The 14,997-nt window shown below is 48.1% G+C and carries 14 protein-coding genes and 1 riboswitch; of the genes, 12 read left to right on the forward strand and 2 right to left on the reverse strand.

Annotated elements, in window-relative coordinates; genetic code table 11:
• Window positions 1-45 precede the first annotated feature (45 nt).
• On the reverse strand, window positions 46-480 hold the full coding sequence (locus PAHA3_RS22805) for a hypothetical protein (protein WP_062836946.1): 435 nt from the start codon (window positions 478-480) through the stop codon (window positions 46-48).
• Between the two features lie 207 nt (window positions 481-687).
• Between PAHA3_RS22805 and PAHA3_RS22810 the strand changes: the two genes are divergently transcribed.
• Together PAHA3_RS22810 and ychF are read left to right on the forward strand one after the other, a co-directional pair.
• Window positions 688-1,158, forward strand: a complete 471-nt coding sequence (locus tag PAHA3_RS22810) for a GNAT family N-acetyltransferase (protein ID WP_062836947.1) — start codon at window positions 688-690, stop codon at window positions 1,156-1,158.
• 192 nt (window positions 1,159-1,350) lie between these two features.
• On the forward strand, window positions 1,351-2,451 hold the full coding sequence (gene ychF, locus PAHA3_RS22815) for a redox-regulated ATPase YchF (protein ID WP_062836948.1): 1,101 nt from the start codon (window positions 1,351-1,353) through the stop codon (window positions 2,449-2,451).
• A 140-nt stretch (window positions 2,452-2,591) separates the two neighbouring features.
• On the opposite strand, the gene PAHA3_RS22820 is transcribed toward ychF, so the two are convergent.
• A complete protein-coding gene (locus PAHA3_RS22820) occupies window positions 2,592-3,446 on the reverse strand; it encodes a carbon-nitrogen hydrolase family protein (RefSeq protein WP_062836949.1) in 855 nt (284 codons plus the stop codon).
• Between the two features lie 524 nt (window positions 3,447-3,970).
• Here PAHA3_RS22820 and prfA point away from each other — a divergent pair.
• The 10 genes from prfA to glyA all read left to right on the forward strand — a co-directional run bounded on the left by prfA (window position 3,971) and on the right by glyA (window position 14,883).
• On the forward strand, window positions 3,971-5,038 hold the full coding sequence (gene prfA, locus PAHA3_RS22825) for a peptide chain release factor 1 (RefSeq protein ID WP_062836950.1): 1,068 nt from the start codon (window positions 3,971-3,973) through the stop codon (window positions 5,036-5,038).
• A gap of 24 nt (window positions 5,039-5,062) precedes the next feature.
• Window positions 5,063-5,947 carry a peptide chain release factor N(5)-glutamine methyltransferase gene (gene prmC, locus PAHA3_RS22830; protein WP_082762974.1) on the forward strand — a complete coding sequence of 295 codons (885 nt, stop codon included), beginning with the start codon at window positions 5,063-5,065 and terminating at the stop codon, window positions 5,945-5,947.
• An 85-nt stretch (window positions 5,948-6,032) separates the two neighbouring features.
• Complete coding sequence (locus PAHA3_RS22835; protein ID WP_062836952.1) at window positions 6,033-7,253, forward strand: FtsW/RodA/SpoVE family cell cycle protein; 1,221 nt, start codon at window positions 6,033-6,035, stop codon at window positions 7,251-7,253.
• Between the two features lie 270 nt (window positions 7,254-7,523).
• On the forward strand, window positions 7,524-8,744 hold the full coding sequence (locus tag PAHA3_RS22840) for an FtsW/RodA/SpoVE family cell cycle protein (protein ID WP_062836953.1): 1,221 nt from the start codon (window positions 7,524-7,526) through the stop codon (window positions 8,742-8,744).
• Between the two features lie 258 nt (window positions 8,745-9,002).
• Window positions 9,003-9,662, forward strand: a complete 660-nt coding sequence (gene spoIIR, locus PAHA3_RS22845) for a stage II sporulation protein R (protein WP_062836954.1) — start codon at window positions 9,003-9,005, stop codon at window positions 9,660-9,662.
• A gap of 198 nt (window positions 9,663-9,860) precedes the next feature.
• Window positions 9,861-11,099 carry an L-threonylcarbamoyladenylate synthase gene (locus PAHA3_RS22850; protein WP_062836955.1) on the forward strand — a complete coding sequence of 413 codons (1,239 nt, stop codon included), beginning with the start codon at window positions 9,861-9,863 and terminating at the stop codon, window positions 11,097-11,099.
• Between the two features lie 176 nt (window positions 11,100-11,275).
• Window positions 11,276-11,836: a manganese efflux pump MntP gene (locus PAHA3_RS22855; protein ID WP_062836956.1), complete on the forward strand. Its 561-nt coding sequence runs from the start codon at window positions 11,276-11,278 to the stop codon at window positions 11,834-11,836.
• 58 nt (window positions 11,837-11,894) lie between these two features.
• Window positions 11,895-12,467 carry a low molecular weight protein arginine phosphatase gene (locus PAHA3_RS22860; RefSeq protein ID WP_062836957.1) on the forward strand — a complete coding sequence of 191 codons (573 nt, stop codon included), beginning with the start codon at window positions 11,895-11,897 and terminating at the stop codon, window positions 12,465-12,467.
• Between the two features lie 96 nt (window positions 12,468-12,563).
• A riboswitch (ZMP/ZTP riboswitch) is annotated at window positions 12,564-12,645 on the forward strand.
• A gap of 141 nt (window positions 12,646-12,786) precedes the next feature.
• A complete protein-coding gene (locus tag PAHA3_RS22865) occupies window positions 12,787-13,380 on the forward strand; it encodes a TIGR01440 family protein (RefSeq protein WP_062836958.1) in 594 nt (197 codons plus the stop codon).
• A gap of 255 nt (window positions 13,381-13,635) precedes the next feature.
• Window positions 13,636-14,883, forward strand: a complete 1,248-nt coding sequence (gene glyA / locus PAHA3_RS22870; RefSeq protein ID WP_167350929.1) for a serine hydroxymethyltransferase — start codon at window positions 13,636-13,638, stop codon at window positions 14,881-14,883.
• Window positions 14,884-14,997: the final 114 nt, after the last annotated feature.

Genomic DNA, 14,997 nt, shown 5'->3' on the forward strand with positions numbered 1-14,997 from the left:
ATGTAAAAATGTTTCAGTAATTCACATAATGGTATTTCTAAATTATTACATACATTCTTCTTTCACGGTGACATTCTCATTGGTTACAGTAACGTACGAATTGCCGGACAAGTATTCCGTATAACCGCATACCACCTCGTTATATGTTTTTCCACGACTGTCCGTAAACGTAAGGTAAACAGACGATTCTCCTGAAACTTGCAGCTGTGGTAAGAATTTTAGATTCTCACCGCTGGGGATATTCTCCTCCAACAAATGTAGGGAGCCACTCTCATTGTTGTTAAACGAGTTGTCGCCGTTGGTCAGGCTAGCCTGAATATTGGTGAGGTCATAGTCAGACTTATTGTGAATCGTTATTCTTAAGTGGCGAAAGGGATCCATTGCATTCAGAAAGCTCATAAAAGCGACGATGGCGACTCCTAGTATGATAGCGGATAAGATAATCATTTTCTTTTTGGAGAATCGGCGACGTGTGTTCAATATGATCCACTCCTTTCCTTCATGAGGTATAAAGGATGGTAGGAGATCAAAAGTTTTGATTAAAATGGATAAATATGAAATTGAAATCCGAATCGTCAGAATAACTTCATGCGCTAAGCGGGAGAACAGGATACAATACGATATAGTAGTACATAAAAGAGTGAACAGTGATCTTACATAGAACACTCAAATGAGGAGGGAAACAGCATGGAACTTACTCCGATGAATCAGGAAGATTATGCGAGTTTTCGCATTCGCTCCATTAAGGATTTTGCAGAAGAAAAAGTAGAAGCAGGTACCTGGGCGGAGGAAGAGGCGCAGCAACTGGCCGAGGAGTCTTATGAACGTTATCTTCCAGAAGGTTTGAACACACCCGGAGCGTATCTTTACAACCTGGTGCATCCTGTGGACGGAAATGTAGGGTATATCTGGTTTAATATCACGGATAATCGTCGTGGAAAAGATGCCTTTTTGCTGGATATTGTGGTTGAAGAAGCACACCGTGGTAAGGGATACGGAACAGAGACGATGCAGGCGCTTGAACAGACGGCCTTGAGTCTTGGCGTGGATCGCATTGGTTTGCATGTCTTTGGACATAATGTGCGGGCGAGCAGCCTGTATCGCAAGATGGGATATGAGGTAACGGATCTGACGATGTACAAGGAAATCAAAGGGTAAACCTAATAGCGGATATTCTAGGCCTAACTTAAGATCTGCGCAAAACGAATTATCTGCATTAACCGGGGATTTCGGGAAGCGTATGGGACTCTGGTCGAATTGGCGAAGTTCCTTGATGCCTTGAGGTTTGTCATATATAATGTATAGGATTATCCATACCGAACAAGTAATCAATGAGGAGTTGTCATATACATGGCTTTGAAAGCTGGAATCGTGGGTTTGCCTAACGTTGGTAAATCTACATTGTTTAACGCAATTACACAAGCAGGTGCCGAATCGGCAAACTATCCGTTCTGTACGATTGACCCTAACGTAGGGATCGTTGAAGTACCCGATGAGCGTTTGGACAAACTGACAGAACTTGTTGTACCTAAGAAAACCGTACCAACGGCGTTTGAGTTTGTAGATATCGCAGGTTTGGTTCGCGGTGCGAGCAAAGGAGAAGGTCTGGGTAACAAGTTCCTTGCCCACATTCGTGAAGTAGATGCAATTGTACACGTGGTACGTTGCTTTGTAGATGAGAACATTACACACGTTGATGGTAAAATTGACCCAGTGAGCGACATCCAGACGATCAATCTGGAGCTGATCCTGGCCGATATCGAGAGTGTTGAGAAGAAAATCGATCGCTCCAAGAAAAACATGAAGGGCGGCAACAAGACTGCCTCTCAAGAAGTAGAAGTGTTGGAGAGAGTGAAGGCTGTTCTGTATGATGATAAGCCAGCACGCAGCATGGAACTTACGGATGACGAGCTTCTGATCATACGCGATCTGCACTTGCTTACCCTGAAGCCTGTTCTGTACGCAGCCAATGTAGCTGAGGACGAAATCGGCGACGTGGCGAACAATGCTTACGTACAAAAAGTAAGAGAATTCGCAGCTGCTGAAAACGCAGAAGTGGTGCCAATTAGCGCGAAGGTTGAAGAAGAAATTTCTGAGCTGGAAGGCGAAGATAAACAAATGTTCCTGGAAGAACTCGGTATCGAGGATTCCGGTCTGAACCTGTTGATCAAAGCGGCTTACAAATTGCTCGGTCTGTACACATACTTCACAGCAGGCGTACAGGAAGTTCGTGCATGGACGATCCGTAAAGGAACGAAAGCACCAGGCGCAGCGGGTGTTATCCACACCGACTTCGAACGCGGATTCATCCGTGCAGAGGTTGTTTCCTACGACGATCTGGTTGCAGCAGGTTCCATGAACGGTGCTAAAGAGCGCGGACAACTTCGTCTTGAAGGTAAAGAGTACGTTGTAAATGACGGCGACGTTATGCACTTCCGTTTCAACGTATAAGTTGTCATACCTTGATATGTAGATTCAATAACCAAAACCCTACGATCTTCTCGTGAAGATGGTAGGGTTTTTAGTATCGATATATGGGGTCACTTCAATCGTGATGTACTTATGTACTCTTCAGTTCATATGAGGTTTGCTTAGTTCCCAACAATAGTCTTGAAAGAATAGTGTTCTTTATTTATATCAAACGAATCCGCAAGCATTCTTTCGCCATTTCTAGCTTGATTAAGAAGATCGGGGTCTAACTCAGCTAACAGCAATTCAACGTTGTCTTGCGACGCATCAATTATATTATCACCTAAAGGGTTCCATACACCGCTATGTCCACACGTATCCCAAACTCCGGTTGTTCCAACGTGATTACACATCGCTGTAAATATCGTATTATCCAGAGCGCGCGCAGGAAACCATACTCGTGACTCTTTGTACCCCATTCCTTTACTAAAGAGAGAGCTACCCATATATAAATGACAGCCATTTTGTGCTAAAAGACGAGAATGTTCAGGGAAGCCTGCGTCATAACAGATGGCCAGCCCAATGTTCCAGCCCTTTAATTTGATGATGACCTGCTCATTATTGGTTGAAAACATTTCCTTCTCCGTTTGAAACAAATGAGACTTGTCATAAACGCCTACTTCGTTTCCATTGGAATCTATTATAATTGAAGAGATGAACACATCCTCGCCTCTTCTTACAGGGGTTCCGATGATTGACCAAATGCCGTACTTTTGACATGCTTGACGCAACTTTTCAATCCTCGCATCATTAATGGAAAGTGTATATTCAGTTAAATTGGATTCTACGATTTCTGGCACATATCCCGTCAGATATTTTTCTGGAAACATAATAATATCGGCATGCTCTATTCCAGCTTCTTCAATCATTTCATAAGCCCTATTAACGTTTTCTTCAATATTTCCGTCGATCGAAGAACACTGTGCTAAAGCAATCTTTAATTTTTCTGTTGGAAAAGCATCTGATGTTAAGTTCATATCATTCATTCCCTCCTAAAATAAAATATCAGAACCATGAATTATAGAATCCATTGTATATATTTTACAACATCAGAAAGAAACGTGAATGATCTATTTGTTACAATCATTTCCGGTAGGCTAATTCATGAGCAGGATGGTCACGAGTGAAGGGTGAGAAAGTTGCATTATAAAAATTAGTTCATCCGCCTGCGGAACAGTTACTATTCAGAACCATAAGAATATGCTATAATTAAGAGTCGTATACCACGTTGAATTTCGCGCTCGAACGGATGAGCTGAAGCGGGCTTCACACAGGGTACACGATTTCTTGATATCACTTTAAAAGTAAAGGATTTGATGACGTTGTAGCGATGTTATACGTCGATCATACATGAATGTGAATACATGCTGCGGTCAGGGGATTCGGTGAGAATCCTGTGCGTTGTGGAATATAGATTATAGATGTTATTAATAATGAAACCGAAAAATAATTATTGAAAACGATATTTGCATGGACAAAATAATGCGTGAGGTGACTATACATGTTGGATAAATTACAGGCGTTAGCCGACCGTTATGACAAGTTGAGTGAGTTGCTGTGTGACCCGGATGTAGCAAGTGACAACAAAAAGTTGCGGGAATATTCCAAAGAACAATCCGATCTGCAACCGACTTATGAAGCGTACAATGAGTACAAACAGGTAAGTGAGGATCTTGAAGCAGCCAAGGAAATGCAGGGCGAAAAACTGGACGATGAGATGCGCGAAATGGTCAAAATGGAAATTGACGAACTGAGCACTCGCCAGAAAGAACTGGACGAATTGATTCGTGTGCTCATGTTGCCGAAAGATCCGAATGACGACAAGAACGTTATTGTTGAGATTCGCGGAGCAGCTGGTGGAGATGAAGCAGCGTTGTTTGCAGCAGATCTGTACCGTATGTACACACGTTATGCAGATGCACAAGGCTGGCGTGTAGAGCTGATGGACGTGAACACGAATGATCTCGGTGGATTCAAAGAGGTTGTTTTCCTGATCAACGGACGCGGCGCATACAGCAAAATGAAATACGAAAGCGGCGCACACCGTGTACAGCGTATTCCAACAACCGAGTCTGGCGGACGTATTCATACGTCAACTTCAACGGTTGCAGTTATGCCTGAAGCTGAAGATTTTGATATCGAAATTCACGATAAAGACATCCGTGTTGATACCTTCTGTTCCAGTGGTGCCGGGGGACAATCGGTTAATACCACGAAATCCGCAGTACGGGTAACGCACGTTCCAACGGGAATTGTGGCGACATGTCAGGATGGAAAATCACAGAACTCCAACAAGGAAAAAGCGTTGCAGGTTCTGCGTACACGTATCTTCGATATGAAACGTATGGAAGAGGAAGCGAAGATCTCTGTTGAGCGGAAGAGCAAAGTGGGAACGGGCGACCGCAGTGAGCGGATTCGTACGTACAACTTCCCGCAAAGCCGTGTGACGGATCACCGTATCGGTCTGACGATGCACAAGCTGGATCAGATCATGAACGGGGAGATTGAAGATATCTTGTCTGCACTGACGATTGCTCAGCAGACCGAGTTGATGGATAGAGGAGAATAATCTGTGACCCGCGCGCAGTTTGTCATGACGCCGGAACAGAGCTGTCGGGAAGCCTTCGTGGAGGCTTCCTCTTTTTTGGAGAAGTGCGGCGTGTACGAGCCGCAAAACAATGCTCGGCTGCTGCTGGAACATGTACTCGGCGTCTATGGCGCCGCGTACTACATGATGCAGCCGGAATCTTTTCCCAGCGAGCATCGCAGCCGCTGGGAGGACGCCGTCACGCGCAAGGCTGCGGGTGAGCCGGCGCAATACATTATCGGCAGCCAGGAATTCTATGGGCTGCCGTTCGAGGTCACGCCGGCCGTGCTGATTCCGCGGCCGGAGACGGAGCTGTTGGTCGAGGCTGTGCTGCGCGAAGCCGACCGCGTGTTTCCTGACGGCGCTCCGCTCGCCGTCGATATTGGCACGGGCAGTGGTGCCATCGCGGTGACGATGGCTTCACTACGCCCGCGCTGGCAGGTAGGCGCCGGGGATCTCTCGGCGGCTGCCCTGCAAGTGGCCGCGCGGAACGCGGCCGCGAACGGCGTACTGATCGACTTCCGTGAAGGCGATCTGCTGGCCCCGTTCGCCGGGGCTCGGGTGGACATCCTGGTGTCCAACCCGCCATACATCCCGGCGGCGGATATCGCCGGGTTGCAGCAAGAGGTGCGCGATCATGAGCCGCGCATGGCACTGGATGGCGGTCCGGACGGGCTTGCACCGTACCGTATCATGCTGGAGCAACTGGCGCTGCTGCCTGCGCCGCCGCAGATCATTGGTTTTGAGCTGGGTCAGGGGCAGGCTCGCGACATCGCAGCTTTGCTTGAATCGGCGGGATATTGGCCGGAAATTATCATTGTACCGGACCTTGCCGGAATCGAGCGGCATGTCCTGGGTGTTCGTACTTCGGAACAGGTGACGAAAATGTAAGGTTCCGCGGGTTTTCTTTTTGCCGTGAAATCCTCTACAATGAGATATACCGAAGATTTCTGAATGCTTGGGGGAACATAATTACATGCTGCACAAATTTAAAAAGATAGACTATTCTATTGTCTTTATACTCGTTATTCTGATGGGTATCAGTATTTTGTCGATTTACAGTACAACGTTTGGTCGTCCAAAGCTGGAGGGACTCCCGAAAAGCGCAGTGATCTTTTATATTTTGGGGTTCGTAGTCTTTTTTGGGATGTCGATGATCAACTATAAATTCATAATCAAAAATTATTTATATATCTATGGCGTGGGTATGCTCCTGCTCATATTCGTTATGTTCTTTGGTAAGGAGTATTACGGGGCAAAAGGTTGGCTGTCCATCTTCGGGGTCAGTTTGCAGCCTGCTGAATTGTTCAAGTTATGCCTGATTGTGTTTTTATCGGCCTTTTTGGCCCGAAAGAAGAATCGCCCGCTCTATTTTGGGCGTGATGTTATTCCGATTTCTCTCTGTGTTCTGCCTCCGTTATTACTTGTATTGCTACAAAATGACTTGGGAAATGCGTTAAGCTATGTAGTCATTCTTGTGGGCCTACTATGGATTGGTAACATTAAATTTACGCATGCCCTCATTGGCTTTATGATCGCAGTGGCTGCTTTTATCGGTGGTACACAGGCGTATATTCATTACCATGATGAGATTGTTAAATTTCTGAATGACATTGGACGTTCGCACTGGGCGGATCGTTTTGACCCCTGGCTCGTACCAGAGCTGACCTCAAGAGATGTGCTCTGGCAGACGTATAATGCGAAGCTTGCGATTGGTTCTGGCGGTATCACGGGCAAAGGGTATATGGAAGGCACAACGATTCAGTCAAATCGGGTGCCGCTGGCCTATGCTGACTCCATCTTCGTACAGATTGGGGAGGAATTCGGCTTCATCGGTGCCTCGGTGTTGCTTCTCCTGTACTTTATCCTGATTCACAGGCTGGTGCTGATTGCACTGGAATGTAAGGATCGCGCGGGGCCTTATCTAATTGTAGGTATTATAGCGATGTTGCTTTACCAAATCTTTGTCAATATTGGTCCTTTCATTGGTCTGATGCCATTGACAGGGATTACCTTACCGTTCATAAGTTCGGGTGGTACCTCCATTATGATCAACATGATCAGTATGGGGATTGTGATGAGTATCAAGGTTCACACGGAAGAGAACGAGGATATTCTCGGCTCTGCGGAACAACCAAGTATTACCGATTTGGTGATGAAATTGCTAAGACGCAAGCCATCCCAGCAAGAGCAATAAATCTCTCGAATTAAACCGTGAAATAACACGTCAGGTATTTGCATATGAGTCCGTTAACTATAAAACCCTGGAACAGATCAACCTAATTTACATTGGGATGGATGTTGCAGGGTTTTTATAGTTTTAAGGTGTAATTCAAGCCCATTAAATAGTTCACTTTTAACCTGAAGCGATCCAGATTTCCATTTCATTATCCAATTATATACAATGGTAATATTGAGTTTAATTGGAAATGATAGAATGTTAGATTTCAGGGGGCTGGACGGAGTCATGTTGAGAATGCTGAAAAAGATGGACGGTGTGATTCTTTTTGTAATGCTGTTGCTCATGATTATAAGTATATTTGCGATTTACAGCGGGACGCAGACGGATGCCAACCTGGCGAATCATCATGTCAAAACGATTTATTTCTATGTAGCCGGGTTTATTGCGGTGTTTATGATCGGGCTTGTGAATTACAAGTTATACGTGAAATATGCTTTTTATTTTTATGGGTTGGGAATTATACTACTGATCCTGGCCAATGTCCTAGGCAGTTCGATCAATAATGCCAACGGTTGGCTGAAGCTGAGCGACAATTTCTCTTTTCAACCGGCAGAGCTGTTCAAGATGATTCTGATTCTGTTTCTCGCCCATTTGATCGTGAAGAGACAACGAGGTACGCTGGAGTTCTGGAAAGACATTGTGCCGATTGGCTGCTGGGCGTTTATTCCGTTTGCCCTGGTTATGGCTCAGAATGACTTGGGTAATGCGCTGGGATATGTGGTTATTCTGGCTGCAGTGTTATGGATCGGGAATATGAGACTGAAGCACGCATTGATTGCGCTGGCGATTGTGGGAGTGGCGTTCTTTGGCTTTGTTAAGGCTTACACCTTCTATCATGATGAAGTATTCACTTTTCTTGAAAAGATAAAACGTGAGCATTGGGCGGAACGGATTGACCCGTGGCTTGTACCGGAAAAGGCTACCTCCAAGGCTTCTTGGCATACGAAGAATGCAGGTTTAGCTATTGGTTCAGGGGGCATCATCGGCAAAGGGTATTTACAAGGAACATCCGTTCAAAGTGGACGAGTCCCCTATACGTATTCTGATTCCATTTTTGTCGTGATCGCAGAGGAGTTTGGGTTTGTCGGTGCATCCATACTGATTCTGTTGTACTTTATTCTGATCCACCGCATGGTGCTGATTGCTCTGAAATGCAGAGATCGCGCGGGACCTGTCATCATTGTAGGCATTATCGGGATGTTGTTGTATCAGGTGTTCGAGAACGTGGGCGCGTTCCTCGGACTGATGCCGCTCACAGGTATTACGTTGCCGTTCATCAGTTATGGGGGAACCTCTTTGCTTATTAATATGGCTTGCATTGGTGTAGTCATGAGCATTAAGTTGTACGGGCAAGAAGAGGAGGATGAACTTCTGATGGGGGAGCAGCAACCCCGGTTATCGGAACGTTTATGGAATATGCTCAAGAAAGAGAAAAGTGCGGTATAACTGTTGAATCGGTATAGGTGAAAAATTAAGCGATGAAGCGTATAACGTGATCGTACTTAAGAAATAAAGAGGTTGATTTGCCCTGTAACCAGGTGCAGATCAGCCTTTTTAGCATGACTGGTGAGGGAATGTAAATCATAGAATCGATTTAGTAGATTTATTGCAAATGCTAGGTTTACTTCCGATTCTCCGGGGCATACTGATAGACATGAGAGAGTTGCAGCCAACGTTGATCAGAGAGCCGAGGGGGAGAACGGAATGAACAGACGAATCGTAAAGCAAATTGGACTTATTATTGTATGTCTTATGATGATTATCATGATGTGGGAAGGTCAGAAAACGGATGCAGCTGTGGCGGCCGCAGCGATACCGGAACAATCGATTCGCTTGCGTATTCTAGCAAACTCGGATTCAACGGGAGATCAATTGGTGAAACGTGAGATTCGGGATGCTGTCGTTGCTCAGATGGGCGAGTGGGTAGCCGAGTTGGAGAATCCGCAAAGTCTGGATGAAGCGCGCCAGGTCATTCGTGAGCATTTGTCCGAGATTGAGAATAAAGTGGGGGAAGAGCTGACCAGTCGAGGTTTACATTATACATATCAGGTGGAGTTGGGTTCTGTTCCGTTCCCGACCAAACTATATGGTGGTACTGTCTATCCTGCTGGCGATTATGAAGCGGTCCGGATCACGCTGGGCGAAGGCAAAGGTCAGAACTGGTGGTGTGTGTTGTTCCCGCCGCTGTGCTTCATTGATGCAGGGACTGGGGATGCCCTGGCGAAACCTTCAACGGTATCGGCTGCAGCATCTGAATCTGGAGATGCAGAGGCAACCGTACAGGGAGATACACCGGAGGCGAGATTCTTTCTGTGGGATATGGCTGTGAAACTGTGGAGTTGGGTGACTAGTTTATTCGCATAACAACGAATTTATACTACAGGTAAGGGCGACTTCGATTCATGAAGCTGCCCTTTTGATATGAAATGGTGGTGAAGTTACATTGAGACCCATACGGGGAGTGAGTTGTGAAGGGCATCCGAGGCGGGACAGGTATGTTATAATTACTTATATTGAATATGGATATGAACTAACCTACTTGAAACTTAGGAATGATGATATATGAGCAGAGAAAACAAACCTGTGCAACACACCTCTGAGTTGAGGGATGGTAAAGAAGACCGTGAGACGAAAACTCCGGGAGAGCTGGTTACCGAGATGTGGGATGTACGCGTCTTGGTGAGCGCTGAGAATGATCATGGAATGGGTAATATTGAAAAGATGGATGTGAAAAAGGGGAGCGCCGATCAACAGGCGCTCGCCGACTTGCAGGCCGCTGCGACCTGCATTCGTCTCGGTCAGACGGTGGCCTTCCCGACCGAGACGGTTTATGGCTTGGGTGCTGATGCGCGTAGCACGGCAGCCGTGGAGGCTGTATTTGTCGCCAAAGGCCGACCTTCTGACAATCCACTGATCGTGCATATCGCGCACCGTGACCAGTTGGACGCTCTGGTCACGGAAGTGAACGAAACAGCCGAAGCGCTGATGGCGGCCTTCTGGCCGGGACCACTGACGCTCGTGTTGCCGGTTAGGCCAGGGGCGGTGTCCCCGCGTGTCACCGCCGGGCTGGACACGGTGGCCGTGCGCATGCCGGACCATCCAGTGGCCTTGCAGTTGATCGCGGCGGCGGCGTGCCCTGTGGCTGCGCCAAGCGCCAACCGCTCCGGGCGGCCAAGCCCGACACTCGCGTCTCATGTGCGCGAGGATCTGGATGGCCGCATCGGCGGCATCGTGGACGGCGGCCCCACCGGAGTGGGCGTCGAGTCCACGGTTGTGCAGGTCGGTGACGACGGTACCGTCACCATCCTGCGCCCTGGCGGCATTACGGCGGAACAGCTGTCCGCCGTTGCCGCCCGTGTCGCCACGGACCCCGCGCTACTCGCGGAGGGGGCCGATGGCGTGGGCAGCCCGGCGCCGCGCTCGCCGGGCATGAAGTACACGCACTACGCACCCGCAGGGGCGCTGTGCGTGGTGGAGGGGCCGCCCTCTGCGGTGGCGGCCTGGATCAGCGCCGCCCTCGCAGAGGCGGCGCAGCGCGGAGAGCGCACCGCGGTGCTGGCGTTCGCCGAGCACGCGGAGCAGTACCGCGCCGATGCCGTGTTCTCGCTGGGCGACGCCAGCGAGCTGGAAGAAGCAGCGCGTCGGCTATACGCCGCGCTGCGCAGCTGCGATGAGCAGGGCGCCACATATATTGTGGCTGAAGCCTGCTCACGCGAAGGGCTGGGAGCAGCCGTCATGAATCGGCTGCTCAAGGCGGCAGGTAACCAACTCATACAAGTTGGCAACCAGCAGCCCTCGTAACCTCTCCTGATCATACAGTCAGGAGAGCACTCAACTTTTTTTTTAACAACATCAAATACCTATAAAGCCTGCATCAAAATCCATAGATCCGTCGCCGTTTACCTTTCATCGGTCATGTTTGAGTCCTTGTCCGCATAACGTGTACAAGAACCTTTACGTGACTTGGGGGTATGGGGATGTGGGATGTGTCTGCCCATGTAGGGCAGTTGGTAACCATTTTGATCATGGCTGTTGCGCTTGGCCTCGATGCGTTCTCGCTCGGAATCGGAATTGGCATGAAGGGCATTCGGCTGAGGGATGTATTGCGGATCAGTACAGTAACAGCGCTGTTTCATATCATCATGCCGCTGATCGGCATGTACATGGGCAAATACGTCAGCTCGCTGCTAGGTGACATTACGACCTATGCGGCAGGTGGATTGCTTATCCTGCTTGGTGGTCATATGATTCTGAATGCATTCCGAGAAGGCGATACGAAGCTGGTGGACCACCGTTCCCTGCTCGGCGTCGTTTTGTTCTCCCTCAGTGTAAGTGTGGATTCGTTTTCCGTGGGTGTTTCACTAGGGATGTTTAGTAATGATCTGGTATTGACCGTACTTGCTTTCGGCCTGTGTGGCGGGGCGATGTCGGTTATGGGTCTGCTATTAGGTCGCCGGGTAAGCCGGAATCTTGGTGATTACGGTGAAGCCATTGGTGGCGCAATCTTGCTTGCGTTTGGACTTTTGTTTATATTTTAGAATAAAACTTGAGAAATCATATTATTCGCATCATATGTAAAATGGGGAGGCTAACACAATGAAACATATTTTATTCGTATGTACAGGAAATACGTGCCGCAGCCCCATGGCAGAGGGGCTTTTGCGAAAATTGGCATCGGAGCGCGGCATTCAGGTAGAGGTTCGCTCCGCAGGTGTGGCAGCAACGTCGGGTATGCCGATTTCGCGTCATGCTGAAGCGGTTTTGAGAGATCATAACGTTGAAGGTCCACCGCATTCCACACAACTTAGCTCCAACTTGGTGGGTTGGGCTGATCTGGTTCTTACCTTAACACGCAGTCATAAGCAGCATGTCATGCAGGTATTTCCCGACTCGGTCCACAAAACCTATACATTGAAAGAATATGTGGAGGATGATGAACAGGTATTGAATGATGTTCAGGAATTGGACAGCCTGTTTGCGACGCTGGAGATGAAACGTGCCCTTGGGCAAGAGATCCTGGCATCGGAGCGTGAGCGAGCCATCGAGATCAGACAACGAATTCCAAGTTTCGACATCTCTGATCCGTTTGGTGGCAGCCGTGATGATTACAATATCGCTGCGGCCGAGATTCGGACCGCATTGGACCGGCTTTTGGATAAGCTGGGATAATTCTGATCCTGCGGGGCAGGTTATAAAAACAGGACACATGATGTAAATTAACCGTTGATTTTAGCCGCGGGTTGTTTTATGATGAAGGGGAAAACAGGGATCCGGTGTAACTGGCGACGAAGTGGGCATAACCACGATGGAGCACCGGAACAAACGGCCGGTCGCCTGGGCAAAAGAGCAATTCTGCGTTACCCGCAGACTGCTCTTTTTTTCGTCTTTCATCTGATTATTCGCTATAATAGTACCTGAGATGCCGTGCAAGAATACGAAGGACAACCAAGAGAAAGCGGGCATGATTTAATCGGGAGGCGATGATAGGATGACTATTGAGTTAGATTCGGAACAACCCGGATTGCAGGAACAGACCGCATCCATTCTGCATGAACTGGCGCTTGCCGGACAGCTTGGGCCTGGACAGATCGTTGTGATCGGTACAAGCACAAGTGAAGTCGCAGGCCAGCGGATTGGTACGAGTGGTGCCATTGAGGTGGCGCAGCAGCTTCTTGCGGGTATACGCGAGGTGCAGGAGGAGTTCGGTTTTGACACAGTATTCCAATGTTGTGAGCATCTGAACCGTGCGCTGGTAATGGAACGTTCTGTGCTTACTCGTCTTGGATTGACTGAGGTTGGTGCAGTACCCGTGCCCAAGGCCGGAGGTTCAATGGCATCCGCAGCATATCGTTCGCTGACCGATCCATGCCTGGCCGAACATGTGCAGGCCCATGCGGGACTGGACATTGGGGAGACGATGATTGGAATGCATCTAAGGCATGTAGCCGTACCTTTTCGTACAGCGCTCCGTTATGTTGGAGATGCACGTGTGACCACAGCGTTGACTCGTCCGAAGTTGATTGGCGGCGAACGCGCGGTGTATCGTATGGAAGAACAACCAGATTCGACATTTTGTGACTAACATATAAAGCGAGACTAATTGGGTTACACTCCTGACTTTGATTGCATCACCATCTTCCGATCGCTGTTATCCCCAGATTTTTTTATTCCCTTCTAAAGGGGGAAATCCGGTGATAGCCTATGCTTCCGGAGTAGCTTTCTAAAGAAAGCTTTTAGGCGACCACTTCGTTTCTTCAGATTGGTGTTGCATTCGCCGTTTTCGTGTAAACATTAGTTTCACTTTATAATTTCACTTATAACTGGGAGGAATTTAATCATGGAACAATTGCGCAAGAATGACCCGGCAGTACTGGAAGCGATGAATCTTGAACTGAAACGTCAACAGAACAACATCGAACTGATTGCATCCGAGAACATCGTAAGTGAAGCAGTAATCGAAGCATTGGGATCTGTTCTGACCAACAAGTATGCTGAAGGATATCCAGGCAAACGTTACTATGGCGGTTGTGAGCATGTGGACATCGTTGAAGACATCGCGCGTGATCGTGCAAAAGAATTGTTCGGAGCAGAACACGTGAATGTTCAACCTCACTCCGGCGCACAAGCAAACATGGCAGTATATCTTGCAGCGCTGAAGCCTGGTGATACTGTACTCGGTATGAACCTTGCCCATGGTGGTCACCTCACACACGGTAGCCCGGTTAACGCATCCGGTTTGCTGTACAACTTCGTTGCATACGGCGTACAAGAAGACACATTCCTGATTGATTATGATGAAGTGCGCAAAGCGGCTTTCAAACACCGCCCTCGTCTGATCGTTGCAGGTGCAAGTGCCTATCCGCGTACCATTGACTTTGAAAAGCTGGCTTCCATCGCCAATGATGTAGGCGCTTTGTTCATGGTGGACATGGCTCACATCGCAGGACTGGTTGCTGCTGGATTGCATCCAAGCCCAGTTCCACATGCGCATTTCGTAACAACAACAACACACAAAACGCTGCGTGGACCTCGTGGTGGTATGATTCTGTGCCGTAAAGCATGGGCAGCAGCAATTGATAAAGCCGTATTCCCTGGTTCCCAAGGTGGACCTCTGATGCACGTGATCGCTTCCAAAGCGGTAGCATTCGGTGAAGCTTTGCAGCCATCTTTCAAAACGTATGCAGAGAATGTTGTGAAAAACGCACAGGTTCTGGCTGAAACACTGATCGCTGAAGGATTGAACATCGTATCCGGTGGTACAGATAACCACTTGATGCTGATCGACACACGCAGTGTGAACATCACAGGTAAGGAAGCTGAGCATGTACTCGATTCCATCGGCATTACCGTGAACAAAAATGCAATTCCATTCGACCCTACAAGCCCGTTTGTAACGAGCGGTATTCGAATTGGTACACCTGCTGCAACTTCCCGTGGCATGAACGAAGAAGCTATGGTTGCTATTGGTAAGATTATTGCCAAAACATTGAAAAATCCTAAAGATACGGCGAAGCTGGATGAAGCTCGTGCAGAAGTGACTGCACTGACAGACCAATTCCCGCTCTATACCGACCTTAAATACTAAAAAACTTTGCTCATGCTGTTTGTATTTGAGTGTTCTTAATGTACACACGCAGACGGAGCAAACCGAAAGAACCTGAAGAAGCGTAGCGCTCGCCTTTATCCCCAGATTTCAACA

This window comes from Paenibacillus amylolyticus, assembly GCF_001570725.1.
In the GTDB taxonomy this organism is placed as follows: Bacteria; Bacillota; Bacilli; order Paenibacillales; family Paenibacillaceae; genus Paenibacillus; species Paenibacillus amylolyticus_A.

Bases quoted from the DNA above. Each gene is read 5' to 3' on its own strand.
- PAHA3_RS22820 (WP_062836949.1), bottom strand. From the start codon at position 3,446: ATGAACTTAACATCAGATGCTTTTCCAACAGAAAAATTAAAGATTGCT.
- spoIIR (WP_062836954.1), top strand. From the start codon at position 9,003: ATGAACAGACGAATCGTAAAGCAAATTGGACTTATTATTGTATGTCTT.
- PAHA3_RS22840 (WP_062836953.1), top strand. From the start codon at position 7,524: ATGTTGAGAATGCTGAAAAAGATGGACGGTGTGATTCTTTTTGTAATG.
- PAHA3_RS22855 (WP_062836956.1), top strand. From the start codon at position 11,276: ATGTGGGATGTGTCTGCCCATGTAGGGCAGTTGGTAACCATTTTGATC.
- PAHA3_RS22865 (WP_062836958.1), top strand. From the start codon at position 12,787: ATGACTATTGAGTTAGATTCGGAACAACCCGGATTGCAGGAACAGACC.
- PAHA3_RS22850 (WP_062836955.1), top strand. From the start codon at position 9,861: ATGAGCAGAGAAAACAAACCTGTGCAACACACCTCTGAGTTGAGGGAT.
- prfA (WP_062836950.1), top strand. From the start codon at position 3,971: ATGTTGGATAAATTACAGGCGTTAGCCGACCGTTATGACAAGTTGAGT.
- PAHA3_RS22810 (WP_062836947.1), top strand. From the start codon at position 688: ATGGAACTTACTCCGATGAATCAGGAAGATTATGCGAGTTTTCGCATT.
- prmC (WP_082762974.1), top strand. From the start codon at position 5,063: ATGACGCCGGAACAGAGCTGTCGGGAAGCCTTCGTGGAGGCTTCCTCT.
- glyA (WP_167350929.1), top strand. From the start codon at position 13,636: ATGGAACAATTGCGCAAGAATGACCCGGCAGTACTGGAAGCGATGAAT.
- ychF (WP_062836948.1), top strand. From the start codon at position 1,351: ATGGCTTTGAAAGCTGGAATCGTGGGTTTGCCTAACGTTGGTAAATCT.
- PAHA3_RS22835 (WP_062836952.1), top strand. From the start codon at position 6,033: ATGCTGCACAAATTTAAAAAGATAGACTATTCTATTGTCTTTATACTC.
- PAHA3_RS22860 (WP_062836957.1), top strand. From the start codon at position 11,895: ATGAAACATATTTTATTCGTATGTACAGGAAATACGTGCCGCAGCCCC.